This is a genomic window from Cytobacillus sp. OWB-43 (assembly GCF_034651445.1).
Classification (GTDB): Bacteria; Bacillota; Bacilli; order Bacillales; family Cytobacillaceae; genus Cytobacillus; species Cytobacillus kochii.
In genome coordinates this window covers 49,385-75,149 of the sequence record NZ_JAYEFF010000008.1, presented here as the reverse complement: position 1 = coordinate 75,149, position 25,765 = coordinate 49,385, and the positions used below count along the sequence as shown (strand labels likewise).

Here is a 25,765-nt window from a genome sequence, read left to right as displayed (position 1 = left end):
AATATGATGCCTCTAATGAGTCTACTATCAGGGGCGGGTATAATGGGAACATTCTTTTACACGATGAGTACGTTTGATAAACAACTGGGGGAGTTCCTTACTTCTTATGGATTATATATATATGCACTGTTATTTTTGCTTGTTTATTTAAAGACTGCCTTCGTGGTACTTACATTTATTCCAGGGGACTCACTTGTATTTGCTAGTGGCGCTCTTGCAGCAGTGGGTAGTTTGAATATCGAAACACTAGCCATTGTTTTCTTTCTTGCTACCATCTGTGGAGATAACCAAAACTTCTCTATTGGAAGATTAATCAAAGGCTGGAATAGTAAAAGATTAAAGCCATTTTTATTAAAAGAAACACAACTCCAACGGGCTGAGCAATTTATGAACCGTTACGGAAAAATATCCATTATCACCGCAAGATTTATTCCACTTATGCGTACAACCGTTCCGGTAGCAAGTGCGATAATGAATTATTCCTATCGATCTTTCTTTAGACATAATGCCCTTGGCGGATTCCTCTGGGTGTTTTTTTGGTTACTAACAGGGCTTTTATTGGGGCAAATGCCCATTGTAGAACAACATCTTGTTGCCTCACTTTTGGTACTTTCGCTTATTCCTTTTAGTATTCCGGTTGTTTTTTTCCTCATGAAAAGAAAAATAAACAAGAAGTAAATTTAAGCATTGTACATGGTAGTAACCCAACCTTATTAATAATTTCATTTATTACTATTTAAAGGATGACTATTTCTTAACATCGTCCATAATCTTAGACAAAAAAACACTCCCATTAGGAAGTGCAACAATGCTAAATCTATCTATTTTTCTATCGTTTGTTTTTGAGAAACAGATGCGGGGGCTTCTTTTTCTTCCCCTTTAGGCATGAGAAAGATGAAAAAAAGACTCAAAGTCGTAAAGATTGTCAGTAAAACTGCGGTTGATGATAATCCTTTCGCGCCATTTCCTCCAGCAGCAAAGATTGCGAAAGTAACTAAAGCAAACGATGCCCCTACACGAGAAGCGACATTTTCTATCGTTAAATAAGTAAAGGAGACCACGCCAACCCTTGTAACAGGTGCCCGAGAGACAACGAGTGCTTTTACGATTGGTCCTACTGTCCCAATTGCAGAACCTATAAGACTCATAGAGATAAATAAATAGACAAAAGAGGTATCCTCATTAGCAAAGATCAACATGCTAACCCCACCATTCAGCAAGAAAATACTGCAGAGAATTAAATGCACTGGTTGGATTTTACTCATTAAACGCCCACTAATAAGGTTGCATATAGCCATAGTTAGGAATAATGGAAATTGCAATAACCCTACCACCGTAGACGAATGGCCTTGAACACTTTGCACGAAGAACGTTAATAAATACATCACACTACTAAAAGACATGTACATGATAATAGCAATGATAGATGGCACCCAAAAATGACGTGTCTTTGCATAGTCAATATCCAGTAACGGTTGCTTAGTCCTCTTTTCAACGATAATTAAAAAGATGAATGAAACAACAGCAACTACTAATGCTGGTGACCACATCCATGATGTCACACCATACTGATTGATAAATGTTGGAATCGTAAGTAGACCTGCTAAAAGAAGAAAGACAAATATTACGCCTAACCAATCAATTGTGCTCTTCTTGCTTCTTTGTACAGAAGGTACGCCAAAAGTAAACAGCAGGAAAGCAATAATACCAAAGACTGAGCAGAGCCAAAAGATAGACGACCAACCGATGCGATCCACGAGAACCCCACTTAATATAGGACCAATGAGACCACCTACAACCGTATAAAATCCATACACACCCATCATTTTACCACGCATACTATCGGTATATACGGTACCGACAAAGTTCACTCCGGCAGGAATCACAGCCGCTCCGGCGAAGCCTTTTAAAAATAAACCGAACACCAACAACCAAAAAGATGGAGCAATGGCCACCATAATCGAACCGATTGTTAGTAATCCTGAACCGATCAATATGACTATTTTTTGGCCAAACGAATCAGACAACCAACCCATCATCGGTTGAAAGCCTGTTAATCCTAAAGCAAACCCTAGCTGCATATAGACAGAATAGCCTGCAGTTAAATCGAAATGTTCGAGCATTTTTGGATAAGCTGGGATGTGTGTTGCCTCTGCTAACACGACAAGTAAAATGCCGATGCAAAGAATATGAAACGAACGATTAACAGACTTTTCCTCCACTCCATTCCCTCCTTAATTACCCGATATGGATCACGCACGCCTTTTCACGGGTGTTCTCTAATAAGGAATCTTTACCAAATCCACTCTCCTTAAATCCACCAAACGGTAATTCTGGTCCTACTCTTCGATACGTGTTGACCCAAACATTTCCACTATCAATTTTCTTCATCATACGATGGGCTCTCCCTAAATTGTTTGTCCATATGCCCGCTCCGAGGCCAAAGCTTGTATCATTGGCAAGACGCAGGGCATCTTCTTCATTATCGAATGGCAAGACGACCGACACCGGACCAAAAACCTCTTCCTGACAGATTCGTAGAGAAGAATCCTTCACTAGTAGCAGCGTTGGTTCCACCCAGTATCCTTTTTGAAGATCTGCTTGATCGTCAAAGAAGCTCTCCCCACCGTAATTTCCTCCAAAGATGACTTCTCCCCCCTCCTGCTTTCCTAATTCAATAAAGTCGCAAACCTTTTTATATTGGACATTGTTCGCAATTGGTCCCATCGATGTCGCTAGATTCATAGGATCACCAAAATGAATTGACTCTTCAATGGACTTTTTCATTAAAGGAAGAAAATCGGGTAAGATGTCTTTTTGTACAAGAATGCGAGAGCCGCCGACACAAATTTGTCCAGCATTCCCCGTGAAAATACCATTTAATGTGACGCCTTCTGCCGCTTTCTTTACATCCGCATCAGCGAACACAATATTGGGGGATTTCCCTCCAAGTTCAAAAGTGACAGGCTTTGGCGATTGTGCCAGCTTCTTTGTAATCGCACGAGCAGTTTGACCTGATCCCGTTAACGTCACCCGATCAACATCTCTATGACCGACCAAGTACGAACCTGTAGAACCATCTCCTGAGATGACGTTTAATATTCCCGGAGGAAGAATTTGATTAAGCAGTTCTGTATATTTTAAGCTCGATACACTCGCATGCTCGGAAGGTTTGATAATCACGGCATTGCCTGCTGCAAGGGCATACGCCGCTTTAATCGTAAAGGTAAATAATGGGGCATTCCATGGAAGAATACCAACAACAATGCCTAACGGTTCCCTAAGCGTGTACCCGATTGTTTCCTCATCAAGTTGGACCGTTTCACCTTTATTGACATGTGACGCCGCTCCTGCTGCGTCTAACCAAATACTCACTAATGATGGAATGAGACCGTGCAATGTTTCCCGATAAACCCACCCATTATCCTTCGTTTCTAACATCGCTAACTCTTCGCCATACTTTTCAACCTGTAACGCAATTTCTCTTAAATATTTTGCACGTTCCATTGCTGATAATTGCGACCAAGCTGGGACGGCCTGTTTGGCATGCTTGATTGCTAAGTCAATATCTTCTTCTGTACTACAGGGGATTGTCGCCCATACCTTGCCATTTGCAGGGTTTATACTTGTTAATTGTTTTCCTTGAGTAGCTGGCAATTGCTTTCCATTGATTACATTTAAATAATGTTCGATTTCATTTATGGTCTGCATTACAATCACTCCCCTTTTTTCTTTTACCATCCTAAAGCTGCTGCTGCCTTTTCATAATAGCTCTCTCTACTACCTAGATAGTGTTCATAATAGCGCGCTCTTTTCACATATAAATGACAATCTAATTCTTCAGTAAATCCAATCCCGCCATGTATTTGTACATTGGCTGCTGCTGCTTTTTGCAGGGCGTTATGAATAAAAATACGCGCCGCAAATATGGATTCCTGACGATCTTCAGCTGCTGTATCGTAAGCCCAATTGGCATAATAGGATAGTGACCTTGACAGTTCTAAATCCACTTTCATATTGGCAATCGCATGTTTAATGGCTTGGAAACGGCCAATCGGTTGCCCGAATTGTTCCCGTATCTTTGCGTATTCTGCTGCCATATCCACAATCGCAGCCATACAACCCACCATAATGGCGCAAATTGATGCATTAATAGATAGCAGTCCTTCTTCGAGAATGTTATCACCTTGGTTTAGCTCTCCTAGTAATTGCTCTTTATTAACGATTACATCTTCAAAGTGAATTTGCGATAGCTTCCGTGTTTCATCAATACTTTGCTGCTGTGTAACGTTTTTTATCATTGCCTTATCCACTAGAAAAAGTGAAATTCCCTCTTCATGGCTAGATGAAGTGGTTCGAATCGGAACGAGAAAAGTATCAGCTAGTTCGACATCTACTACTAACGATTTTACGCCGTTAAGAACAAAATCATCACCTTTTTCTACCCCACTTACTTGGATCGACGACGCCTTGTAACTTCCTTTTGGCTCTATCCAAGCAACCGAAATCTGCAGGGAACCATCGGCAATTGCAGGTAGATACTTTTGCTTTTGTTTCTCTGTACCATATTTTTCGATAAGTGGTACAGAGAAACTATTCGTTTCCAAAAACAGCCCCGGCAGGACACTTCTCCCCATCTCCTCAAGTGGTAATACCATGTCTAATAAACCTAAGCCCATTCCCGCATAGTCTTCTGACACATTGATACTTGGATAGCCTAATTCAACTAATCCTTGAAATGCTTGATTAAATCTTTGTCCATCACCATCAATAAAAGCACGGGCAATATTGGTTGTACCTTGCTCAGTTAAATACTTCCTTACATAACTACCGAATAATTCCTGTTCTTTATTTAATGCGAAATCCATTCTTTTTCACCTCCAACAATGTTAACGTCCTAGATCCTTAGGTAGTCCTAGTATTCTTTCTGCAATAGTATTTCTTTGTACCTCACTTGTTCCCCCGCCAATTGTCATACCAAAGGAATAAAGATACTGTTTCTGCCAATACGAATCACCAATTGCCGCATCCTGCTTCCAAAGAATCCCGTGTGGACCTTGAATAGATACGGATAAGGCAAAGAGTTCTTGTGTCGCCTCACTTACTATCAGTTTATCTAAAGAGCCCTCAGAGCCCGGTTGACCATTCTTCAATGTTTTCGTTAAATTACGATAATAGTTCAACAAAGATCCCCTAGATTTTGCATATAAATCAACTAATGCATTTCTTACACTTTCCTTTTTTATGACAGGCTGCCCGTCCTCCGTCCATTCCTTAGCCATCGTTACTAAATCTTGAAATTGCTGCTCTAATGTAAATACTTGACCACCAATACCCGTACGTTCATGCATAAGTAAAGCAATCATTACTTGCCAGCCACAATCGATCTCACCAACAATATCACTATCATAAGCAATCGCATCATTTAAATAGACTTCATTAAAGTCATGTTCCCCATCCATCTGGATAATAGGCCTAGTCTCTACACCTTCTTGATGCATATCCAAAAGGAAAACGGTAATACCATGATGTTTCTTCTCCCCTTTTGAAGTACGCGCTAATAGGAAACAGCGATCTGCTAAATGACCAAAACTCGTCCAAACCTTCTGCCCATTAATCACCCAACGATCACCTTTTTTTACTGCAGTTGTCTGAATAGCTGTTAAGTCTGAGCCCGCATTTGGTTCAGAATATCCTTGGCACCAAACCTCTTCTCCAGAAATGATTTTAGTAATATAAGCTGATTTCTGTTCGTCACTTCCCATTTGCATAAGCAAAGGGGCAACCATATGGATGCCGACATAATTTACTAGAGGCGGTGCACTAACGCGAACCATTTCTTGTTGATAGATGATTTCTTCAATTAAACTAGCTTCTCTTCCTCCGTACGCTTTTGGCCAAGCAATTGCCCCCCAGCTACCTTCATAAAGCTTGCGCTGCCAATCTCTTAAGAAGCGAGAATACTCATTCATATCTTCTGGTAATTTTCTGTCTCCATGCAACCACCCTTCTGGCAAGTTTTCCTTGAGCCATGTACGTAATTCATGTCTAAACTTTTCTTCTTTTTTTGAAAATGAAAAGTCCATCTTTTCTCTCCTCCCATCCTATTCCCATTGTGGTAGGGCACGCTCATCATTGATCTTCTGCCACGTCATTTCTACTTCCATCCCGATATGGATGTCTTCTATCGCATGATCCAAAATGTTACCGATCATTTTCACTTCTGGATAGGCAGCCAATTCAATAACGGCAATGACAAGTGGCGTATCATTGTGAAATCCTGGCAAGAAAGGGCGGTGGGAAATGACGTAAGAATACACACGTCCTTTAATATTTGTGCCTAAGTTCTCCCATGTCAGATCACTGCTGCTACACTTTGCACATGCCGGTCCAGGTGGATGGGCGAACTGTTGGCATGTATGACATTTTTGCAAAAAAAGTTCATGGCGGTCAGCCGCATCCCAAAAGGGGGCATTATCTTCATTTTTTAACGGTATCGGTTTCTCATAGCTCATTCGTATTCCTCCTAATTCCTTAATATCATCGCACCAGCAATATCTGGACCTGCCCAGCCCGTACATAAACCAACTTCACAATCCTTCACTTGTCGGTCTGATCCCTCATAGTCGTGACGAATCTGTCGCACAATTTCAATCACATTATTCATTCCATGTGTGTATCCTTCTGAAAGCATGCCACCAGCTGTATTACTCGGCAGCTTCCCACCCATCTTGAGATGTCCATCGGCAACAAAGTCTCCCACTTCGCCTCTTTTCGCTATCTCATATGCCTCTAACTGCCGCAACACAACCCAACTATAGCAGTCATAAATAGATGCGACATCGAGGTCCTTTGCGGTAACCCCTGCCTTCTTGTATACATCCTTAGCAACATAGTCTGAAGCGACTTCATCTACATTGTTCCAATAATGTGCGTGTGAAACACATTGTCTAGCGGCGATTCCCATAATATAAGCGGGCTGCTTCGGTAATTGTTCAGCTCGTTTGGCGGATGTAACAATGATTGCATTTGCTTCGTCTGACTCTAAGCAGAAATCATGCTTATTAAATGGGAAGCTTAAATCAGGCGTATCATGATAAGCTTTCATTGTTAATGGCTTTCCATAAAAGAAGGCTTTCGGATTTCTTTGTGCATGCTCATAAAAACTCACACAAACATGACCTAGATGCTCCTTCGTTAACCCTGTTTCATGCATATGACGTGTGGCAAATAAGCCAAACCATTGCCCAGGACTACCTGCTCCATATGGGATGAGAAAGCTACCGCCATCCATCGCATTTTGCAGCATGTTCACATCCCAGCCACCACCGCCCATTCTTACGCCTGATCTGCCATTCATAGATCGATAAATAAGGACGGTATTTACTTGACCTGTTTCAATCAGACCAATCGCGTCAGCAATTAACATTTCTGTACTGCTTCCGCCACCCATAATATCTTTTACATATTTCGGTCTCACGCCTAAATAGGTAGATAATTGATGTGCCGTACATGAATCGTTTTCACTGTAACTCATAAATCCATCAATCTCTTTTGTCTCAAGTCCAGCATCAGCAATAGCTGCTCGCGCTGCATCTAACGCCAAATGTAACGGGGTTGTACCCGACTTTTTTGAACGTTCGCTTTCTCCAACTCCGACGATTGCATATTTGTTTTTAATGTTTTCCATCGTCAACTCCTCCTTATTCAAAGAATTCCAACAATGCAGAACCTGATCCAACGATTTCTTTTATTGATTTAGCCGCTTGCAACTCAAATTCCACATATTTCTTTCCTTCGTCCTCGTATACGCGTTTTACAGTAGCTGCGCAAGTAATCTCATCCCCCGGTTTAGTCATCGCTCCAAAACGCATGTTAAACTTCGCTACTCTCGCAGTCACACCAGCTAATTGTTGGATATATTCTCCTAAGAATCCCATGACTAACATGCCATGTGCGATGGCTCCTGGTAATCCCATACTTCTAGCAAAAGCATCGTCGGTATGCAATAAGTTGTAATCTCCTGATGCTCCCGCGTATTTGACGAGTTGAACCTTCGATACCGCAGGCTTCACTAATGGTTTTAACTCTTGACCGTCTACCAAATCGGCAAATCTTAGCATTGTCATTCCTCCTCGTATCGTTATACTGCCTGGACTGGAGGCTGGGTATAGATGATATTCATGCGACTTGTAACCACTAAATCCCCCTCTGTGTCTCTCATTTCGGTATCCAGAATAATAAATTGCATCTTTCCTTTTTTTCCTTCTTTTTCATAAAGGTCTGCTACTTTTATTTGGCAAGTAAGAGACTCGCCTACTTTTAGTGGGCGATGATAAATAAAGGACTGCTCACCATGAAGCATTCTCTTTTTATCTAAATCTAGCTCTATTCCTTCACCCTCTACCCCTGCTACCACCGGAAAAGTAGGTGGCGCAATCAGCCCATTATAGGGACTCTGATTAGCATAAGTTGGTTCCGTATATAATGGATTGTCATCACCTATAGCTTGAGCAAATTGTTTAACATGTCTTTTATCCACTTCAAACATGAACGTTGACCCAGTCTTACCGATAATTGTCTGATCGAGCATCGATACCACTACCTCCTAGCGAGCATATTTTCTGTTTGTGCAGCGCTTGTTACAATTAGTGCATCTACCGCTTTTGCGCACTTTTCAGTCACAATGATTGGATTTAAATCTAGCTCTTCAATGTCATAATCTTGTACAAGTGAGGATACACGCAGTAAGATGTCGACAATGCCCTCTACATCAAGCGCTTCTTCACCTCGTACACCGTCGAAAATGGCTTTTCCTTTAATCTCATTTATCATTTCAAGCGCATCTTGTCTTGTGATCGGTGCAACCCGGAAAGCAATATCTTTGAACACTTCAACAAAAATGCCGCCTAAACCAAACATAATCACCGGTCCAAAGCTGGCATCTCTCGTCACACCAACGATAACTTCCGTCCCCTTTGCCACCATTTCCTGCACCATCACCCCATTAATGTGGGCATCAGGATGATATTTGTGAGCGGACAGAAGAATGTCATCGAATGCTTGCTTTACTTGCTCTGCATTTTGCAAGGAAAGACGTATACCACCTGCTTCTGTTTTATGCAAAATGTCTTTTGAATCAATTTTTAATACAACAGGATAACCAATACTGTTCGCTTGCTGAACCGCTTCATCCACGGTAGTTGCTAAGCTCTTTTTTGTAGTGGGAATTTCGTAAGCCTGTAGCACTTTGCTTGCATCCCATTCGCTTAAAATTTGATTCTCTTGCAGTAAATACGCTACGTTCTCTTTCTTCTGAATAGATGCCCGTTCTCGAACACTCTCTTTTTGATACGCACGATATTTTTCGCTATATTCGACTAACTTTGCGAGCGCAGATATCGCTTGTAAGTTACCCGGTATCACTGGAACACCATGGTCGACCATATATTGTTGCCCTTTAGGTATACTCATTCCTTCTAACGGAAATGTACTTACAAACACAAATTTATTCGTGTTTTTACACATCTCAACAAATTCTTGTAATTCCTTCGTCTCTTCATCCCAAAATAAGGGGAACTCTGTAAGAATGATATTGTCTACATCCGGATCCTCCATTAAGGCTTTTAATGGCGCAGTAAATAGCTCTGGTGCCGATACAGAAGCCGCTGCAGTTAGATCAATTGGGTTGGCTGCACTAGCAAAGGAAGGAATCACTTGTTTGATTTTCCGTTGAGTTTCCTCATTTAATTTTGGAATCAACAAGCCATTAGCTTCACAACGATCGGCTTCGTTAATCCCTCTGCCACCCGAGCTTGTAATAATTACGGTATTTCTCCCTGTTGGCAGTTTGCCAGATAAGAATAATTTCGAGAATGAAATAATTTCATCATAATCATTGGCTCTAATCATGCCAGTTTGTTTAAAAAATGCGTCATAAATATCGTTCGAGCCGGCTAATGAACCCGTATGAGAAGCGGCTGCTCTTTTTCCTGCAGTTCCTCGCCCTGCCTTCATAACGATAATCGGTTTCCCTTTTTCAAGCGCCTCGTATGCCAATCCCCTTAATTTTTTAGGTTTTTTCGCACCTTCCAAATAACCGCTGATCACTTTCGTTTGCTTTTCATGAACCATATACTCAACTACATCTTCAAAACTGGTATCCATTTCATTTCCAACACTCACAAAATAATTGAACGTTAATCCATGTTGGGCAGCAGCCATATACGTAAGCACACCAAAGGCGCCGCTTTGCGATACATACCCAACTGCGCGTTGTTCACTAAGAGGATAGCTCATAACAGCAGGAGAAAATGTACCGACCAGACCATTCAGCGTATTAACAAGGCCGACACAATTTGGACCAAGTAAACGGAGACCATGCTTTTTTGCATAATCCGCTATTTGTTTTTGTTGTTTTTCTCCCGACTCTCCAGTTTCAGAAAATCCTGAAGCAAAAATAATCGCTGCCTTCACTTTCTTTTCTACACATTGCTCTAGCCCTTGCTGAATCTGGTGAGCACTTAAACAAAAGATGACTAAATCAACTGCATGTGAAACCGCTTGTAAGGATGAGTAGCACTTCACTCCATGAATTGCATTTGAAGTAGGATGAATAGGAAAAATATCTCCTTGAAAGCCCCCATCTAATAATGCCTTCACCTGGATATTGCCAAGCTTCTTCGGGTTTTCAGATGCACCTAACACGGCTACTGATTGCGGATAAAAAAAAGAATGTAGCTCATCCTTTGCGGAAACGTTTTCATTTATCATTACATTCACCTCACTAAATAAAAATCAATTTCTTTCTATCGATAGCTTACAAAATGAACGCTAATGGATCAGGCGTAAAGAAAACATTAAACATTTAATTATTAGGTAGTAAAAAAAAGTAAATATCAACTAAACCTTTACTTACCGTAGGCAGAAACTTTCACAATTATTTTTTTACGTACTATATCATCTCGACTATGACACAAGATCACCTCGACAATGGCAAGGGATTACCACGAAAAAAAGACAATGATCACACAACTTGTGCTCATTGCCTCTTTTCCATTATCTCTATCCAGCGTAATAACTTACCTTCCACCCGTTTAGATGGGACTTTAATTCCTCGTTCTATCGTACTGATATAAGCTTGTGACACCTCAACTTCTTGCGCTAATTGTGATAACGACAAGCCATTTGTCACTCTTACTTCTCTTACACGTTTACCTAAAAGGACGTGATCTGTTAACGATTGATGGTCTTTCACTTTCACTTCAAAAGTCGTTTTCTTCAATTGAGCATACCTTTCAACAACTTCCTCAGGTGGCTGAATAATAATCTTTGCTTGCTTCCAAGTATTCCCCCAGCCTTTACTATCCACAATGGATTCTTCCCATGCTTCGTAATACCATGCAGAGAGTAAACCATCCTCTTGTAGCGTATCAAGCGCGCTCTCAAATCGTTCTCTTGTCCTTGAAGGCAATCTTATATTTAATGATTCACCTATCGCTGCGAGTAATGTTGAAATATAATGTGGTTTTAAATAATCGCCCTTCTTTGCCTGGACTCTCCAACGCCAATGCATATATCTCCCTAACCTCTTCTCCCAAGACCTTCTGTAAGGATCATACTGCAATATTTTAAGTGGTAGATGTATAACCTGCCTACCGGATCCATATAGAAATGGGGAAAATATAGGACCCATTTTATATTTCAACACTTGCTGTGATTCATTTTGGTCATACACGTCAAAAGCATTACCCATTAACCTTTTCTCGACTGGTTTTCCTTTTTGATATACCACAGTCTCTATATCGATCCAAAGATTTTTTATGATTGTAAGCGATTTCATAATTCTTAGACGTTGACTCCGCTCATACCCTCCGCGTCTCCCTTCTCCACCGCGTTTAGGTAACAAGCCCCTCATCCGAAGCAGTTCATCCACCTCTATCGTAATAACATCTTCATGATGCTTGGCGATAGCAAGAAAGTTGGCACATAACATATCGAGTACATCAACATCCAAATCTGTTAACGTAAAGCGATCTACATTTTGATCTTCTACTATCTCGTTAATCATCAATAAGCCTTGCACATGACCTTTCTGGATTCTTCTACAATACCTTTCTTTCTCTTGATCCCAATGAAAAACTTGATATAGCGCCTCTCGTACCGCTTGATAAGGGGCATTATTCATTACACAAATATTCTCTCTCTGAGAAGGGACTAGAGATGAATTTCTCCAATCTACTCCATGAGCGATAGCCTTTTCTAATTCCTGTACAGTGCATTTACTATATTTAAAAAGTTGATTGATCCATTTATCAGCATAATCATTTACGATTATCGTGAACATAGAAAGAAATTCTTTACTGTTCAGCAAAAAATTAGACAGGTATTGATAGAAGAGCTGATTTAATTCAGCTTTCTTTAGTTGACTGAGGTGCTCCATCCCAAGTTCGTCAGCCATTACATCTAATACCCACTCTGCGATTCCCCGCTGAAACCACTGACAAAACTCTTCCCAAGCAGCTTCCTCATTTAAAAAGGTATCCGCCCTTAGCCTATTTTCAATTGCTGAAATGGCAAGTCCCCTTAGTTGATGATCTAAAAAAACCATTGTAAATAGGGAGGAATAATTTTTGTTTTTCTCGATAAGAAAATGCACGATATGATCTGCCAATTGATGAATAAAGCGATCTCTTGCGATTTGTCTTAACGAATTAAAAACAGCCGGATTTTCTTGATATGCCTTTTCCCAAATCATAAAAGATTTGACACCTGAGATATAATAAATAGGTGCCTTCTCTTTTTCAATCGACTCTTGTTTGGCAATTGCTTCTTTTTGCTGTTCATAAATACATAGAATTAAAAAATTATCAATTTCATTTGTCAATTGTCTAGCTTTGCCTTCATTACGCTTCCCATTCCTACGAACAACTTTTTTAGTCATAAACCGTCTATTCCCTCCTACCCTTATTTCATTGAGTGACTTAGACAATGTTGGTCGTTATTTATTACAAGTGTAGCATAACAAAAGTTTAATTAACTATATATTTTAACTATTCAGAATAAAAATACCCGCCATGGAGGTACTTCCATGACGGTGTATGACTACTTTTCACCAGCATCAGCAAACCGCTTCAACCGCTCGCCTATCTCATCTCTTACACGAGTAAACGTTTGCCACTTTTCCTCTTCCGTGCCAATTGCTTTGGCAGGATCATCAAATCCCCAATGTTCTCGTTTCACTTCTTTCGGTGTTATAGGACATTTATCAGCAGCATCGCCACATAAGGTGACAACCAAATCCGCTTGATTTAAGATGTCGGTATTTATCACATCCGAAGTTTGCTGTGAGATATCTATCCCTGCTTCTTTCATCGCTTCTACAGCTTTTGGATTGAGTCCATGTGCTTCAATGCCTGCACTATAGACTTGCCAATCTTCGTTTAAATAATGCTTTGCCCAACCTTCAGCCATTTGACTTCTGCAAGAATTCCCTGTGCAAAGAAAATAAATGATTTTTTTCGTCATATGAACACTCCTTTAATGAATAATTAATAACCATATATAAAGACCTAATAAGGTGATAAATAAGGTGGGAATCGTTAGAATGATACCTGTTTTAAAGTAGGTACCCCAAGAAATCTTCACCCCTTTACGCGATAACACATGTAACCATAATAAAGTAGCAAGTGAACCAATTGGCGTGATTTTTGGTCCAAGGTCAGATCCGATGACATTGGCATAAATCAAGGCATCTTTCATCATACCTGTTGCATTCGTATCTGCAATGGCTAACGCATCAATCATCACTGTCGGCATGTTATTCATGACCGAAGACAAAATGGCAGCAATAAAGCCCATGCCCATTGTTGCGGCAAACAATCCTTGATCAACGGTTAATTGAAGAACATCTGTTAATAAGCTCGTTAGCCCAACATTCCGCAAACCATACACAACAACATACATTCCGACTGAGAAGAAAACAATATTCCACGGAGCCCCCTTCATGACGGATTTCACATCAACTGCATCACTTCTTCTAGAGATCATAAGAAAAATAAAAGCAATGATACTAGCAATAATCGATACAGGCACACCAACAAACTCACTTGCAAAATAGCCAACTAGTAATATCGCCAAAATCCACCATGAGTACTTGAATAATCGTGGATCCTTTATCGCTACACGTGGCTCCCGTAATTGCGTACCATCATAACGACCGGGTATGCTTTTTCTAAAAAACAAATAGAGAACCAAAATACTTGCCGCAACAGAAAATAAATTCGGTACAATCATGACAGTGAAAAATTCCACAAATCCGATGCCAAAGAAATCGGCCGATACAATATTAACAAGATTACTTACCACAAGGGGTAATGACGCTGTATCAGCGATAAAACCACTTGCAATAATGAATGGAAAGACCATTTTCTCATTAAAATTCAAGTTCCTTACCATCGAAAGAACAATCGGTGTCAAAATCAAGGCAGCCCCGTCATTCGCAAACAGAGCAGATACAATCGCTCCAAGCAAAATCACGTAGACAAACATTTTTACACCATGCCCTTTTGCCGCTCTCGCCATATGCAAGGCAGACCATTCAAAGAAACCGATCTCATCTAAAATTAAAGAAATAATAATAATAGCGATAAATGTTAACGTTGCATTCCATACAATCGACGTTACATCCAAAACATCTTGGAAATCTACCACACCAACTAGTAAAGCCAATATCGCTCCACCACAGGCAGACCAACCAATAGACAACCCTTTAGGTTGCCAGATGACTAAAATAAGTGTGATTAAAAAAATCACTGATGCCAAAACCACTGACGTTGTCATACCCATTCCTCCTTAATCACACAATACGCGCAAACCTTGTTTTTCAAGACTTTCAAGTAGCCCCTCTTGACTTGGAAGCTGATTTAATAAAATACAAACGAAGGGAAAGTTCTCATATTGTTTATTTAAACCGTAATAAACCCATTGACCCCTTCTTGATTCAAAGATCAAACCAACATCACGTAACTTACGTAAATGCTGACTAATAGCTGGCTGGCTCATATCAAATAAATGAACAAGCTCACAAACACAGCATTCCCTTGATTCAAGAATCTTCACCATCTTTAGCCTTGTTTTATCGCCTAACAGCTTTAACACAAGCGCAACTTCCTCAATTGTACTTTTCATTAAGGTACTCCTTTATCGTATAAGTAAATGCTTATATCCTTATGCTATTTTATAGATAAATCTATAGTTAAGCAATCCCTGTTAGAAAAAAACGCATCAAATTTTTTTGATTTATTTCTTGATTTTCCAATTATAGTTAAAGTATACTGATAACACATCAAAAAAATTTGATAGGAAGTGCAAACCATGAAACCATTCATTGAATATGAAAAACAATTTAAAGCATTAGCCGACCAAAAAAGACTAGAAATTATGTATGAGCTATGCCAACGGGGACAGACATGCGTTTGTGATTTATCCGAGATTTTCTCTCTTCCGCAATCGAAATTATCCTATCATTTAAAGATTTTGCTCGATGCTGGTTTAATTACAAAAGAGACAAAAGGAAAATGGAATTACTATGAATTAAATGAGCAATCCGTTAACCATCTCTTATCAGAAGAACTTTGTTGTATCTTTAGAAAATCAAGTAATTCTTGTTGCAATTAAAAGGAGGCATTTCAAATGAAATATGTGCATATCGGCATTAACGTAACCAATTTAGAAGCATCTATCGCCTTTTATTCAAAAGTATTTGGTGTTTCTCCAATCAAGGTCGAACCCACTTACAGTAAGTTTTTACTAGAACAACCTGGACTCAACTTTACCCTTAATGTTAAAGACGAAGTAAACGGTAATCAAGTGAATCACTTTGGTTTCCAAGTAGAAACACAAGAAGAAATCGATCACCATAAACAACGATTAGAACAAGAAGGATTCTTCGCACGTGAAGAACGGGATACCACTTGCTGCTACGCTCTGCAAGACAAGTTTTGGATCACCGATCCAGATGGGAATGAGTGGGAGTTTTTTTATACGAAGGCGGATAGTGAAGTTCAGAGTGAGGGATGCTGTGTAGATATTTAAGGGATATTTCTTTCATTTCCTAAAATAACAAGTAATTTAAAAAACATATATACTAATCAGTGCCTTGTTTTTAACTTACTATAATCCTCCACATGGAGCATAAAGTGAAATATAACTACCTTTAGTATTAATATGTTTGCTTAACAACAATACTGTACTTCTTAGTGCCTCTCAAATCCTGCTTATTATGTACATAATATTCCTAATTTTCAATTATAATAGGATGTGTAGTAGCAGAAAAAGGAGGGGTAAACCCTAATGAAAAAAAGATACTATAAAATATTTGCCTTATTAATTCTGCTAGGTGTCATTACTTTTTTGATTTATAACTATATAAACAATTATAGATTTGCTAGTGAAGTTTATTCTTTTAGGGGTGAAGGACAAAACTGGGTTGTTACCTCTAAATATACATCTATTCATCAGGATAACTATAGGCATGAGATAAAAATAGAATATACTGGTGATGACAAAAATGTATTAGTTGACCATTGGTATTTTCATTCTTCACTATTTGGCACCGGCGACGGTGGGGAAACGCTTGATGATAATAACCAGCTTAGTAAAAGAGAGGATGGGACATTCATGTTTACGCCAAATAAAATGCATACATTCGAAATAGAATGGAATGGCAATAAAGAGACGTTTGATGTTAACCTATTGGAGGATTATTAATTTTTGTGAATAGCTTGGTTTTATATGTTATTGGTTTTAACCAAATAAAAAACCACCAAATATGTATTTGGTGGAGACGGAGGGAGTCGAACCCTCGTCCAAAGATATTGGCACTTAAGCTTCTACGAGTGTAGTCGATATATTCGTGTTTCGCTGCTCCTTATGCCTATCGACGGGCGTCCGGGCAGCTAGTCTGGTTGTTCTCTTCCTTCATCCTCAGACGGTGGAATCCGGCGTAGCCCACTAAATTTGAGTCCCTTACCCTACCACATGGGCGATGGAGGGAGGAACCGCTAAAGGCCTATTAGGCAGCTAAAGCGAAGTTGTTTTGTTGTTTGCCAGTTATAGGCTTTGACGTTTTAACGAGGACGATCCCCTCGACTCGCAACCTAAGCTCAAACTATCCCTGTCGAATCCGTAGCGTCCCCATTGGATAGTAGCAGTTTTTTAAAGCTGCTAACTGTATTAGGTGCGCAACTGAGTCGTTGCAGCATACGGAATGCTCGATAAACTTTGAGCAAAGATTGTGCACTTCTATTTGAAGTGACAATTACTATTATAGCACAAACAAACGAAATATCAATTGTAAGCTTTTGGTATATTACATTTTTTGTCTTTCGCGGAAGGCACGCTCAACTTCTCGTTTCGCTTCTTTTCGTTTTAAGTCTTCGCGCTTATCATATTTCTTTTTACCCTTCGCTAATCCAACTAAAACCTTTGCGAAACCATTTTTTAAATATAGTTTTAATGGAACAAGGGCATAGCCGCTTTCTTTTGACTCACCTATTAGTTTGTTAATTTCTTTCCGGTGTAGTAAAAGCTTTCTCGTTCTTAATGGGTCGTGGTTATGAATATTCCCTTGCTCGTAAGGACTAATATGCATACCAATAATGAATAATTCATTATTAACAATTCGTGCATAGGCATCTTTTAGGTTCACACGTCCGTTACGAATAGATTTAATCTCTGTTCCTTGTAAAACAATACCCGCTTCATATGTTTCTTCGACAGTATAATCATGATAGGCTTTTTTATTTTGGGCGATTGTTTTCCCTGCACCTTTTGGCATCTCTTTCTCATCTCCCTTAAATCACAGCAGTTTTATTTATTTTAGCAAAAACAAAGGAAAGAAGGAAGAAAGCCTTACAAAAAAGGCTTCCTCCATTAGTCTATTAACGTTTCTTTTTTCGTTTTGCTTTCGGCGCATTTTCATAGAATTTGCGTTTTTTCTTTTTCTTACCCTCTGGCTTACCAGATTTTTCACCTCGTTCTGGCGCAGCAGATTTCCTTGGCTTTCTTTCTGAACTACCTGTTTTAAACACTTTTGTTTCTTGTCGGCGTTCTCTTCTAGGCGTGCCTTTCATTCCAACAATCTCAAAGTCGATCGCACGTTCATCTTTATTGACATTGATGACACGAACGGTAATTTCATCACCAATGCGGAATACATTCCCTGTACGTTCGCCGATCATTGCCATTTGTCGTTCTTCATAGCGATAATAATCATCGGTCATATAGCTGACATGGATTAAACCTTCTATCGTGTTTGGTAGTTCGACAAACATCCCAAAGTTCGTAACAGAGCTAATCATACCATCATATTCTTCACCAATTTTATCAAGCATGTATTCTGCTTTTTTCAATTCATCGGTTTCACGTTCGGCATCGACTGCTCTTCGCTCCATTTCAGAAGCATGATCCGCGATTTCAGGTAACATCGCATTCCATTTTTCTTGGGTGCGATCGTCTATCTTACCTTCGATCAAATACGTACGAATGAGACGGTGAACAATTGTATCTGGATATCGACGAATTGGCGAGGTGAAGTGTGTATAAAACTCTGTTGATAGTCCGAAGTGACCCAAGCTTTCTGGATCGTACTTCGCTTGTTGCATGGATCGAAGCATCATTGTTGAAATCACCATTTCCTCTGGTGTCCCCTGTACTTCTTCTATAATATCCTGCAATGCCCGCGGATGAACAGCGTTGGCTGTTCCTTTCACAATATAACCAAAGTTTGTAATAAACTCAAAGAATCTTCTGAGCTTATCTTCTTTCGGGTCTTCATGAATACGGTAAATAAACGGTACTTCCATCCAATGAAAATGCTCTGCAACCGTTTCATTCGCTGCTAGCATAAATTCCTCAATGAGTCTTTCTGCTACTGAACGTTCGCGAATGACGACATCTTTTGGGTCACCCTCTTCATTCACTAACACTTTCGCTTCTTTAAAGTCAAAATCAATGGCGCCACGATGCATACGCTTTTTACGAAGAATCGCAGCTAATTCTTCCATTCGCTTAAACATTGGTACGAGTGGCTCATAGCGTTCAATTAATTGTTCATCGTTATCTTCCAAAATTTTATTCACATCCGAATAAGTCATTCTTTCGGTTGTTTTAATGACGCTTTGGAAAATCTCATGATTGACCACTTCACCATCAGGCGTAATTTCCATCTCACATGAAAGTGTGAGACGATCTACTTTTGGATTTAAAGAACAAATTCCATTCGATAGGCGATGGGGAATCATAGGTATTACACGATCGACTAAGTACACACTAGTTGCTCGTTCCTCTGCTTCTACATCAATTGGTGATCCTTCAGTTACGTAATAAGATACATCAGCAATATGCACACCTAATTTATAATGACCATTATCAAGTTGCGTCACAGTAACAGCATCATCTAAATCTTTCGCATCTGCACCATCAATCGTCACAATCGTTTCGCCTCTTAAATCTCGACGATTTTCAATTTCTTTTTCATCAATCTCATCAGGCGTTTCTTCTGCCTGCTTTAACACATCATCAGGGAATTCCATCGGTAACCCATGTTTATGAATAATGGAAAGAATATCAACGCCTGGATCGTTTTTATGACCCAGAATTTCCATTACTTCACCTTCCGCACTCTTTCTTCCTTCAGGATAAGTTGTGAGCTTAACAACAACTTTATGTCCTTCTACTGCCCCTTTAGAAGCAGCTTTTGGGATAAAGATATCACTGGCAAACTTTTTATCATCTGGAATAACAAAGCCAAAATGCTTACTCTCAGTGTATGTACCAACGATTTGTTGCACACCACGTTCCAAAATGCGGACGATGGTTCCTTCTTTTCTTTGACCAGCGCTTTCTGCTGCTACACGGGCTAAGACAATATCACCGTGCATGGCATTATTTGTTTCATTTGGTGGGATAAATAAATCATCGAGTCCTGGTTCATCTGGAATAACAAAGGCAAATCCTTTGGCATGACCAGATAATTTCCCGCGCACAAGATTCATTTTTTCAGGTAATCCATAGCGATTACTCCTTGTACGCACAACTAAGCCTTGTTCCTCCATAATGACTAAAGTCTTTACAAAATCCTTAAATTGGGTGGAGTCTTCTATCCCAAAGGCCTCCTCCATTTCTTGTACTGTTAGAGGCTTGTACGCCTCGTCCTTCATATAATTTAATAGTTTATCGACCAGCTCTTTTTTGTGGTTATCCACGATTGACAACACTCCTCAAACTTCGATCCAACTTACACTTGCCAATCAAGCTGCTCTAAGAATTGATACACATCTTCATGCAGCTGATCTCTTTCCTTATCAAGTGTAATGACATGACCGGATTCTTCATACCATTTAATCTGTTTTTGATCATTTTCTACTTCATTGTATATAATATTCGCGCTTTCAGTATTAATCATATGATCTTCTCTTGATTGCACAACAAAAGTCGGAGAATAAATCATATCCACATTATGACGAACATCTGCAATTAATGCTTGTAATGCCTTTAATGTGTTCATTGGTGTTTCTTTAAACTTAGCTACTTCTTCTTCGATTTGTTCGGGTGATTTTCCTTCTAGCTTCTTATATTGTCGGGCATAATCAACGACATTATCGTACATCACTTCTTCAGATTTAATATGCATAGGTGCACACATGGTTATAATACCCTTTACAGGTACAGTGTAACCTAATTTCAAGGAAAATACCCCACCAAGAGATAAGCCGGCAATCGCGATTTCTTCATGCCCCATTTCCTTTAGGTGTTGATAACCATTCATGACGTCTTGCCACCAATCTTCTGGTCCCGTATGGACAAGTTCTTCCGGCGGGACGCCATGGCCTTTATATAATGGCGCATGACAAGTATAACCTTTCCCTTCTAGGAATCTTGCCATCATGCGAACATCTGCTGTATTACCAGTAAACCCATGTAATAATAATACTGCTCGTTTACCATCTCCAAATGTGAATGGTTTTGGTTGAACTACTTTCATTATGTAAACTTCCTTTCAATCAAACGTTTGTTTAACATGATTAGTTTTCCCTGTAATAGGCAAAATAAAAACCCGACCTTTCGTTGAGGCCAGGCATTGCATTGTTCGTCTCTATTTATAGAGCAAAATAAGAAACTGCGATTGTTAAAATAAAGAATAAAACAGCTAAAACAATCGTCAAACGATGTAAAATCAAATCTAAGCCGCGTGCTTTTTGTTTACCAAAAAGCTGCTCCGCTCCACCAGAAATCGCACCTGAAAGACCTGCACTTTTTCCTGATTGAAGTAAAACAACGGCAATTAAACCGATAGACACAATGACTAGCAATGTAATTAAAAGTGTATGCATGTGGGCACCTCCATATCAACCATTTACGTACAATAATAATACTCAAATTTTAGCATATTTACTATGTACAGACAAGTTAATCTATCATGAAATGTCAAGTTCATGCCCGCATGCCTATTTGCGCATCTACAAATTATTAACAAAAATGGTAATCTCATTATTGTACGATGTGATTAGCCACTTTTCAGGAAAGACTCTATTATATATATTTCTGTATTTTTGATTTTTCTTTTCAAAGTAGTATACAAAGAAGTGGTTTTAGAAATTTGACGCCATTCCTTGATAAATGAGTCAACATTCGTAGTGAATCCGAAAATTTGACGTGATTCCATGATAAACGAGTCAGAATCCTTAGTGATTCCGAAAATTTGACGCGGTTCCTTGATTAATGAGTCAAAATCCGTAGTGAATCCAAAAATTTGACGCAGTTCCATGATTAACGAGTCAGATTCCGTAGTGGATTCAAAAATTTGACGCGGTTCCTTGATTAATGAGTCAAAATCCGTAGTGAATCCAAAAATTTGACGCGTTTCTATGATAAACGAGTCAGGGCTTTTGGTTTTGACATTTCTTTATTTATCTCGCCATGTATTTACGCGTATTTTCCACTACGGAGATCGGCATCCCTTAAAACCTAAAATAGCCAAAAAAAAACAAACACCATTTACAAAATGATGTTTGTTTTTTTAAGACATTATTTACTCAAGTTATAAAAAGATTTCAATCCGTCATACACAGCTAAATCACCAAGCTCGTCTTCGATGCGAAGTAGTTGGTTGTATTTTGCAATACGATCTGTACGGCTCATTGAACCTGTTTTGATTTGACCAGCATTCGTAGCTACAGCGATATCAGCGATTGTTGCGTCTTCTGATTCGCCAGAACGGTGAGAAACGACTGCTGTGTAACCAGCACGTTTCGCCATTTCGATCGCTTCAAATGTTTCAGTTAATGTACCGATTTGGTTTACTTTAATAAGGATTGAGTTTCCTACACCTTGTTCAATTCCTTGTGCTAGCTTTTTCGTGTTTGTAACGAATAGGTCGTCCCCTACTAATTGAACTTTACCACCGATGCGTTCAGTTAATAATTTGTGGCCTTCCCAGTCGTTTTCATCTAATCCATCTTCAATCGAGATGATTGGGAATTCAGAAACAAGCTCCTCGTAGAAAGAAACCATTTCTTCTGAAGATAATCCAAGACGACCTTCTCCAGTTAAATCATATTTGCCGGTTTCTTTGTTAAAGAATTCAGATGAAGCAACGTCCATTGCAAGGTAAATATCTTTACCTGCTTCGTAACCTGCATTGCTAATCGCTTCAATGATGACTTCTAGCGCTTCACGGTTTGACCCAAGGTTTGGGGCGAAGCCACCCTCGTCACCTACTGCCGTGTTTAAGCTTTTAGATGAAAGAACTTTTTTCAATGAATGGAAAACTTCAGCACCCATACGGATCGCTTCTTTGAATGTAGGAGCGCCAACAGGCATAATCATGAATTCTTGGAAATCAACATTGTTATCCGCATGAGAACCACCATTAATGATATTCATCATTGGTGTTGGTAATTGTTTCGCATTGAAACCACCAAGATAGCGGTATAGTGGTAAACCAACAGACTCTGCTGCTGCATGCGCACAAGCCATAGAAACACCAAGAATCGCATTTGCACCTAATTTACCTTTATTTTCTGTGCCATCTAGTGCGATCATTGTACGGTCAATACCTACTTGATCAGTTACGTCAAAACCAATAATTGCTTCAGAAATTAAGTTATTCACATTATCTACTGCTTTTTGAACACCTTTACCTAAGTAACGATCCTTGTCTCCGTCGCGAAGTTCAACGGCTTCATATTCACCAGTTGATGCACCAGATGGTACAATCGCACGGCCGAAGAAGCCAGACTCGGTTAATACTTCTACTTCTACTGTTGGATTTCCACGTGAATCTAATACTTCACGAGCATATACATGTTGGATAAATGGCATGATAATCTCTCCTTTTTCATTGGCTGTCATCTTGTCAAACTTCATTTATATGTAAGGCACGGATGTTCACAAAAAAGTGAACACCGGCACTTATTTAATTAATGTAGAACCAGTCATTTCTTCAGGTTGAGACACTTTTAATAAATCAAGTATAGTTGGAGCTAAATCTCCTAATATACCATCTTCACGTAATATTAGACCTTTTTCCGTTACAATAACAGGTACTGGATTAGTTGTATGAGCTGTCATTGGATGATCATCAAGAGTAATGACCTCATCCGCATTGCCGTGGTCAGCGGTGATAATCGCTTTTCCACCTTTAGCAATAATGGCGTCAATCACTTTTCCAAGACATTCATCAACCGTTTCAACAGCTTTAATTGTTGGTTCTAGCATTCCTGAGTGCCCCACCATATCAGGGTTAGCAAAATTTAATATAATGGCATCATGCTTATCTTGACTAATTTCATCAAGCAAAGCATCTGTTACTTCGTAGGCGCTCATTTCAGGCTTTAAATCATAAGTAGCAACTTTAGGTGAGTTAATCAAAATCCGTTCTTCACCAGGAAATTTTGCTTCTCTTCCTCCACTCATAAAGAATGTAACATGAGGATACTTCTCTGTTTCTGCAATTCTCAGTTGCGTTAAGTGATTTTGTGAAAGTACTTCTCCAAGAGTATTATCTAGGTTTGTCGGTTTAAATGCAACATACCCGTCAACTGTTTCACTAAAATGGGTTAAACAAACAAAGAATAAAGTCTTTGGATGGCCTATACCACGATCAAATGAACGGAAGTCTTTGTTTGTAAACGTATTTGAAATCTGAATCGCGCGGTCAGGTCTAAAGTTGTAAAAAATCATAGCATCATTATTACTAACTTTTCCAACAGGTGATCCATCTTCCTTCACAATAACAGAAGGAATAACAAATTCGTCATAAATACCGTTCGCATAACTATCTTCGACTAATTCATGGGCACTATGATAAGCAGGACCTTCGCCATACACCATCGAACGATAAGATTTCTCCACACGTTCCCAACGATTATCACGATCCATTGAGTAATAACGACCTGAAATAGAGGCGAATTCACCTACACCAATTTCTTTCATTTTCGCTTCTGCCGCTTGAATATATCCTCTAGCTGTCTGCGGACCAACATCGCGGCCATCAAGAAAACCATGGACATAGACCTTTTTTAATCCTTCGTCACTAGCTAGCTGAAGGAGGGCATACAAGTGGTTAATGTGACTATGCACACCACCGTCTGACAATAATCCCATCAGATGAAGGCTTGTATTGTTTTTCTTCGCATGATTAATCGCTGCAAGGAATGTTTCATTCTGCTCAAAGTGCCCCTCACGAATAGCCACATTTACTCTTGTTAAGCTTTGATAAACAATGCGTCCGGCCCCGATATTCATATGACCGACTTCGGAGTTCCCCATTTGTCCTTGTGGTAAACCAACCGCTTCTCCACTTGCTGTTAAATAAGCGTGTGGATACTCATTCCATAACCGATCAAAATTCGGTTTTTTCGCTTGAGCAACAGCATTGCCTTTGACTTCTTCTCTATGGGCAAAGCCATCAAGAATAATCAAAGCAACAGGTGATTTACTCATACTTACCCGCCTCCAATAATTGCAGGAAGGAAGAGGGCTCAAGACTTGCGCCACCGACAAGTGCACCGTCAATATCCGCTTGACTCATATATTCTTTAATGTTTGCCGGTTTCACACTACCACCATATTGAATGCGAAGAGCTTCGGCGATTTCCTCAGAAAACTGTTTACTAACGACAGAACGAATATGGGCACATACTTCGTTTGCATCTTCTGCTGAAGATGACTTTCCTGTACCAATAGCCCATATCGGTTCATAAGCGATGACAGCCTGTTTTAATTGCTCATCAGATAATCCCGACAACGCTGCTTCAACTTGATGTCCAACAAAACTCATTGTTTCATTGTTTTCTCTTTGTTCAAGTGTTTCACCTACGCAAATGATGGGAGTGAGGTTATGTGCAAATGCTGACTTCGCTTTTTTATTCACAGTCTCATCAGTTTCATTGAACATTTCGCGACGTTCTGAATGACCAATGATGACATATGATACACCTAAGTCTTGAAGTGCAACAGGGCTGATTTCGCCAGTAAATGCGCCATTATCTTCAAAATGCATGTTTTGTGCACCAATGGCAACAGGTGAACCTTCCACACCATCTACAAGACGCTCTAAAAATAGGGCTGGAGCACACACGATTGTATCCATATCCATTTCATCTGGAACAAGACCATTAATCTCTTCAATAAAGGACTTCGCCTCATTCATTGTTTTATGCATTTTCCAGTTACCTGCAATAATCGGCTTACGCATACT

The 25,765-nt window shown here is 39.6% G+C and carries 24 protein-coding genes and 1 other RNA gene; 4 read left to right on the top strand and 21 right to left on the bottom strand.

Annotated features, from left to right (window positions below; translation table 11 throughout):
• Window positions 1–42 precede the first annotated feature (42 nt).
• The gene (locus U9M49_RS20520; protein WP_157733896.1) at window positions 43–678 is read left to right on the top strand and encodes a DedA family protein; all 636 of its coding nucleotides are present in this window, start codon (window positions 43–45) and stop codon (window positions 676–678) included.
• 143 nt (window positions 679–821) lie between these two features.
• On the opposite strand, the gene U9M49_RS20515 is transcribed toward U9M49_RS20520, so the two are convergent.
• The 13 genes from U9M49_RS20515 to U9M49_RS20455 all read right to left on the bottom strand — a co-directional run bounded on the left by U9M49_RS20515 (window position 822) and on the right by U9M49_RS20455 (window position 15,189).
• Window positions 822–2,222 carry an MFS transporter gene (locus tag U9M49_RS20515; RefSeq protein ID WP_322910463.1) on the bottom strand — a complete coding sequence of 467 codons (1,401 nt, stop codon included), beginning with the start codon at window positions 2,220–2,222 and terminating at the stop codon, window positions 822–824.
• A 16-nt stretch (window positions 2,223–2,238) separates the two neighbouring features.
• Window positions 2,239–3,711 carry an aldehyde dehydrogenase family protein gene (locus U9M49_RS20510; protein WP_095371930.1) on the bottom strand — a complete coding sequence of 491 codons (1,473 nt, stop codon included), beginning with the start codon at window positions 3,709–3,711 and terminating at the stop codon, window positions 2,239–2,241.
• Between the two features lie 23 nt (window positions 3,712–3,734).
• The gene (locus U9M49_RS20505) at window positions 3,735–4,868 is read right to left on the bottom strand and encodes an acyl-CoA dehydrogenase family protein (protein WP_322910462.1); all 1,134 of its coding nucleotides are present in this window, start codon (window positions 4,866–4,868) and stop codon (window positions 3,735–3,737) included.
• Window positions 4,869–4,889: 21 nt separating this feature from the next.
• A complete protein-coding gene (locus U9M49_RS20500; RefSeq protein WP_322910461.1) occupies window positions 4,890–6,086 on the bottom strand; it encodes an acyl-CoA dehydrogenase family protein in 1,197 nt (398 codons plus the stop codon).
• 18 nt (window positions 6,087–6,104) lie between these two features.
• Window positions 6,105–6,515: a Zn-ribbon domain-containing OB-fold protein gene (locus U9M49_RS20495; protein ID WP_095371927.1), complete on the bottom strand. Its 411-nt coding sequence runs from the start codon at window positions 6,513–6,515 to the stop codon at window positions 6,105–6,107.
• 11 nt (window positions 6,516–6,526) lie between these two features.
• On the bottom strand, window positions 6,527–7,690 hold the full coding sequence (locus U9M49_RS20490) for a thiolase C-terminal domain-containing protein (RefSeq protein WP_322910460.1): 1,164 nt from the start codon (window positions 7,688–7,690) through the stop codon (window positions 6,527–6,529).
• 13 nt (window positions 7,691–7,703) lie between these two features.
• Window positions 7,704–8,123, bottom strand: coding sequence for a MaoC/PaaZ C-terminal domain-containing protein (locus tag U9M49_RS20485; RefSeq protein ID WP_307317766.1), 420 nt, complete (start codon window positions 8,121–8,123; stop codon window positions 7,704–7,706).
• Window positions 8,124–8,143: 20 nt separating this feature from the next.
• The gene (locus U9M49_RS20480; RefSeq protein WP_095371924.1) at window positions 8,144–8,593 is read right to left on the bottom strand and encodes a MaoC family dehydratase N-terminal domain-containing protein; all 450 of its coding nucleotides are present in this window, start codon (window positions 8,591–8,593) and stop codon (window positions 8,144–8,146) included.
• 8 nt (window positions 8,594–8,601) lie between these two features.
• On the bottom strand, window positions 8,602–10,773 hold the full coding sequence (locus tag U9M49_RS20475; protein WP_095371923.1) for an acetate--CoA ligase family protein: 2,172 nt from the start codon (window positions 10,771–10,773) through the stop codon (window positions 8,602–8,604).
• Window positions 10,774–11,041: 268 nt separating this feature from the next.
• Complete coding sequence (locus U9M49_RS20470; RefSeq protein ID WP_322910459.1) at window positions 11,042–12,943, bottom strand: helix-turn-helix domain-containing protein; 1,902 nt, start codon at window positions 12,941–12,943, stop codon at window positions 11,042–11,044.
• A gap of 161 nt (window positions 12,944–13,104) precedes the next feature.
• The gene (arsC, locus tag U9M49_RS20465; RefSeq protein ID WP_307317771.1) at window positions 13,105–13,527 is read right to left on the bottom strand and encodes an arsenate reductase (thioredoxin); all 423 of its coding nucleotides are present in this window, start codon (window positions 13,525–13,527) and stop codon (window positions 13,105–13,107) included.
• A 12-nt stretch (window positions 13,528–13,539) separates the two neighbouring features.
• Window positions 13,540–14,841 (bottom strand): arsenic transporter, encoded by a 1,302-nt coding sequence (locus U9M49_RS20460; protein WP_322910458.1) that lies wholly within the window; start codon window positions 14,839–14,841, stop codon window positions 13,540–13,542.
• A 12-nt stretch (window positions 14,842–14,853) separates the two neighbouring features.
• The gene (locus U9M49_RS20455; protein ID WP_322910457.1) at window positions 14,854–15,189 is read right to left on the bottom strand and encodes a metalloregulator ArsR/SmtB family transcription factor; all 336 of its coding nucleotides are present in this window, start codon (window positions 15,187–15,189) and stop codon (window positions 14,854–14,856) included.
• Between the two features lie 186 nt (window positions 15,190–15,375).
• On the opposite strand from U9M49_RS20455, the gene U9M49_RS20450 reads away from it, so the two are divergent.
• The 3 genes from U9M49_RS20450 (at window position 15,376) to U9M49_RS20440 (ending at window position 16,770) form a co-directional block, all read left to right on the top strand.
• A complete protein-coding gene (locus tag U9M49_RS20450; protein WP_095371917.1) occupies window positions 15,376–15,678 on the top strand; it encodes an ArsR/SmtB family transcription factor in 303 nt (100 codons plus the stop codon).
• Window positions 15,679–15,693: 15 nt separating this feature from the next.
• Window positions 15,694–16,095: an ArsI/CadI family heavy metal resistance metalloenzyme gene (locus U9M49_RS20445; protein WP_095371916.1), complete on the top strand. Its 402-nt coding sequence runs from the start codon at window positions 15,694–15,696 to the stop codon at window positions 16,093–16,095.
• 258 nt (window positions 16,096–16,353) lie between these two features.
• A complete protein-coding gene (locus U9M49_RS20440; RefSeq protein WP_322910456.1) occupies window positions 16,354–16,770 on the top strand; it encodes a hypothetical protein in 417 nt (138 codons plus the stop codon).
• Window positions 16,771–16,838: 68 nt separating this feature from the next.
• On the opposite strand, the gene ssrA is transcribed toward U9M49_RS20440, so the two are convergent.
• From ssrA to tpiA, 8 genes are all read right to left on the bottom strand, one after another.
• Window positions 16,839–17,198: a transfer-messenger RNA gene (ssrA, locus tag U9M49_RS20435) on the bottom strand.
• 173 nt (window positions 17,199–17,371) lie between these two features.
• Entirely contained in the window at window positions 17,372–17,839 is a 468-nt protein-coding gene (gene smpB, locus U9M49_RS20430) for an SsrA-binding protein SmpB (RefSeq protein WP_095371914.1), read from the bottom strand.
• A gap of 103 nt (window positions 17,840–17,942) precedes the next feature.
• Window positions 17,943–20,222 carry a ribonuclease R gene (gene rnr / locus U9M49_RS20425; protein WP_412728606.1) on the bottom strand — a complete coding sequence of 760 codons (2,280 nt, stop codon included), beginning with the start codon at window positions 20,220–20,222 and terminating at the stop codon, window positions 17,943–17,945.
• A gap of 77 nt (window positions 20,223–20,299) precedes the next feature.
• The gene (locus U9M49_RS20420) at window positions 20,300–21,046 is read right to left on the bottom strand and encodes an alpha/beta hydrolase (RefSeq protein ID WP_095371912.1); all 747 of its coding nucleotides are present in this window, start codon (window positions 21,044–21,046) and stop codon (window positions 20,300–20,302) included.
• 115 nt (window positions 21,047–21,161) lie between these two features.
• Window positions 21,162–21,395 carry a preprotein translocase subunit SecG gene (gene secG, locus U9M49_RS20415; protein WP_095371911.1) on the bottom strand — a complete coding sequence of 78 codons (234 nt, stop codon included), beginning with the start codon at window positions 21,393–21,395 and terminating at the stop codon, window positions 21,162–21,164.
• Between the two features lie 694 nt (window positions 21,396–22,089).
• The gene (eno, locus tag U9M49_RS20410) at window positions 22,090–23,385 is read right to left on the bottom strand and encodes a phosphopyruvate hydratase (protein ID WP_095371910.1); all 1,296 of its coding nucleotides are present in this window, start codon (window positions 23,383–23,385) and stop codon (window positions 22,090–22,092) included.
• 90 nt (window positions 23,386–23,475) lie between these two features.
• Window positions 23,476–25,008 carry a 2,3-bisphosphoglycerate-independent phosphoglycerate mutase gene (gpmI, locus tag U9M49_RS20405; protein ID WP_322910454.1) on the bottom strand — a complete coding sequence of 511 codons (1,533 nt, stop codon included), beginning with the start codon at window positions 25,006–25,008 and terminating at the stop codon, window positions 23,476–23,478.
• Complete coding sequence (gene tpiA, locus U9M49_RS20400) at window positions 25,001–25,762, bottom strand: triose-phosphate isomerase (protein ID WP_307317797.1); 762 nt, start codon at window positions 25,760–25,762, stop codon at window positions 25,001–25,003. Before tpiA ends, gpmI begins: the two co-directional genes overlap by 8 nt.
• Window positions 25,763–25,765: the final 3 nt, after the last annotated feature.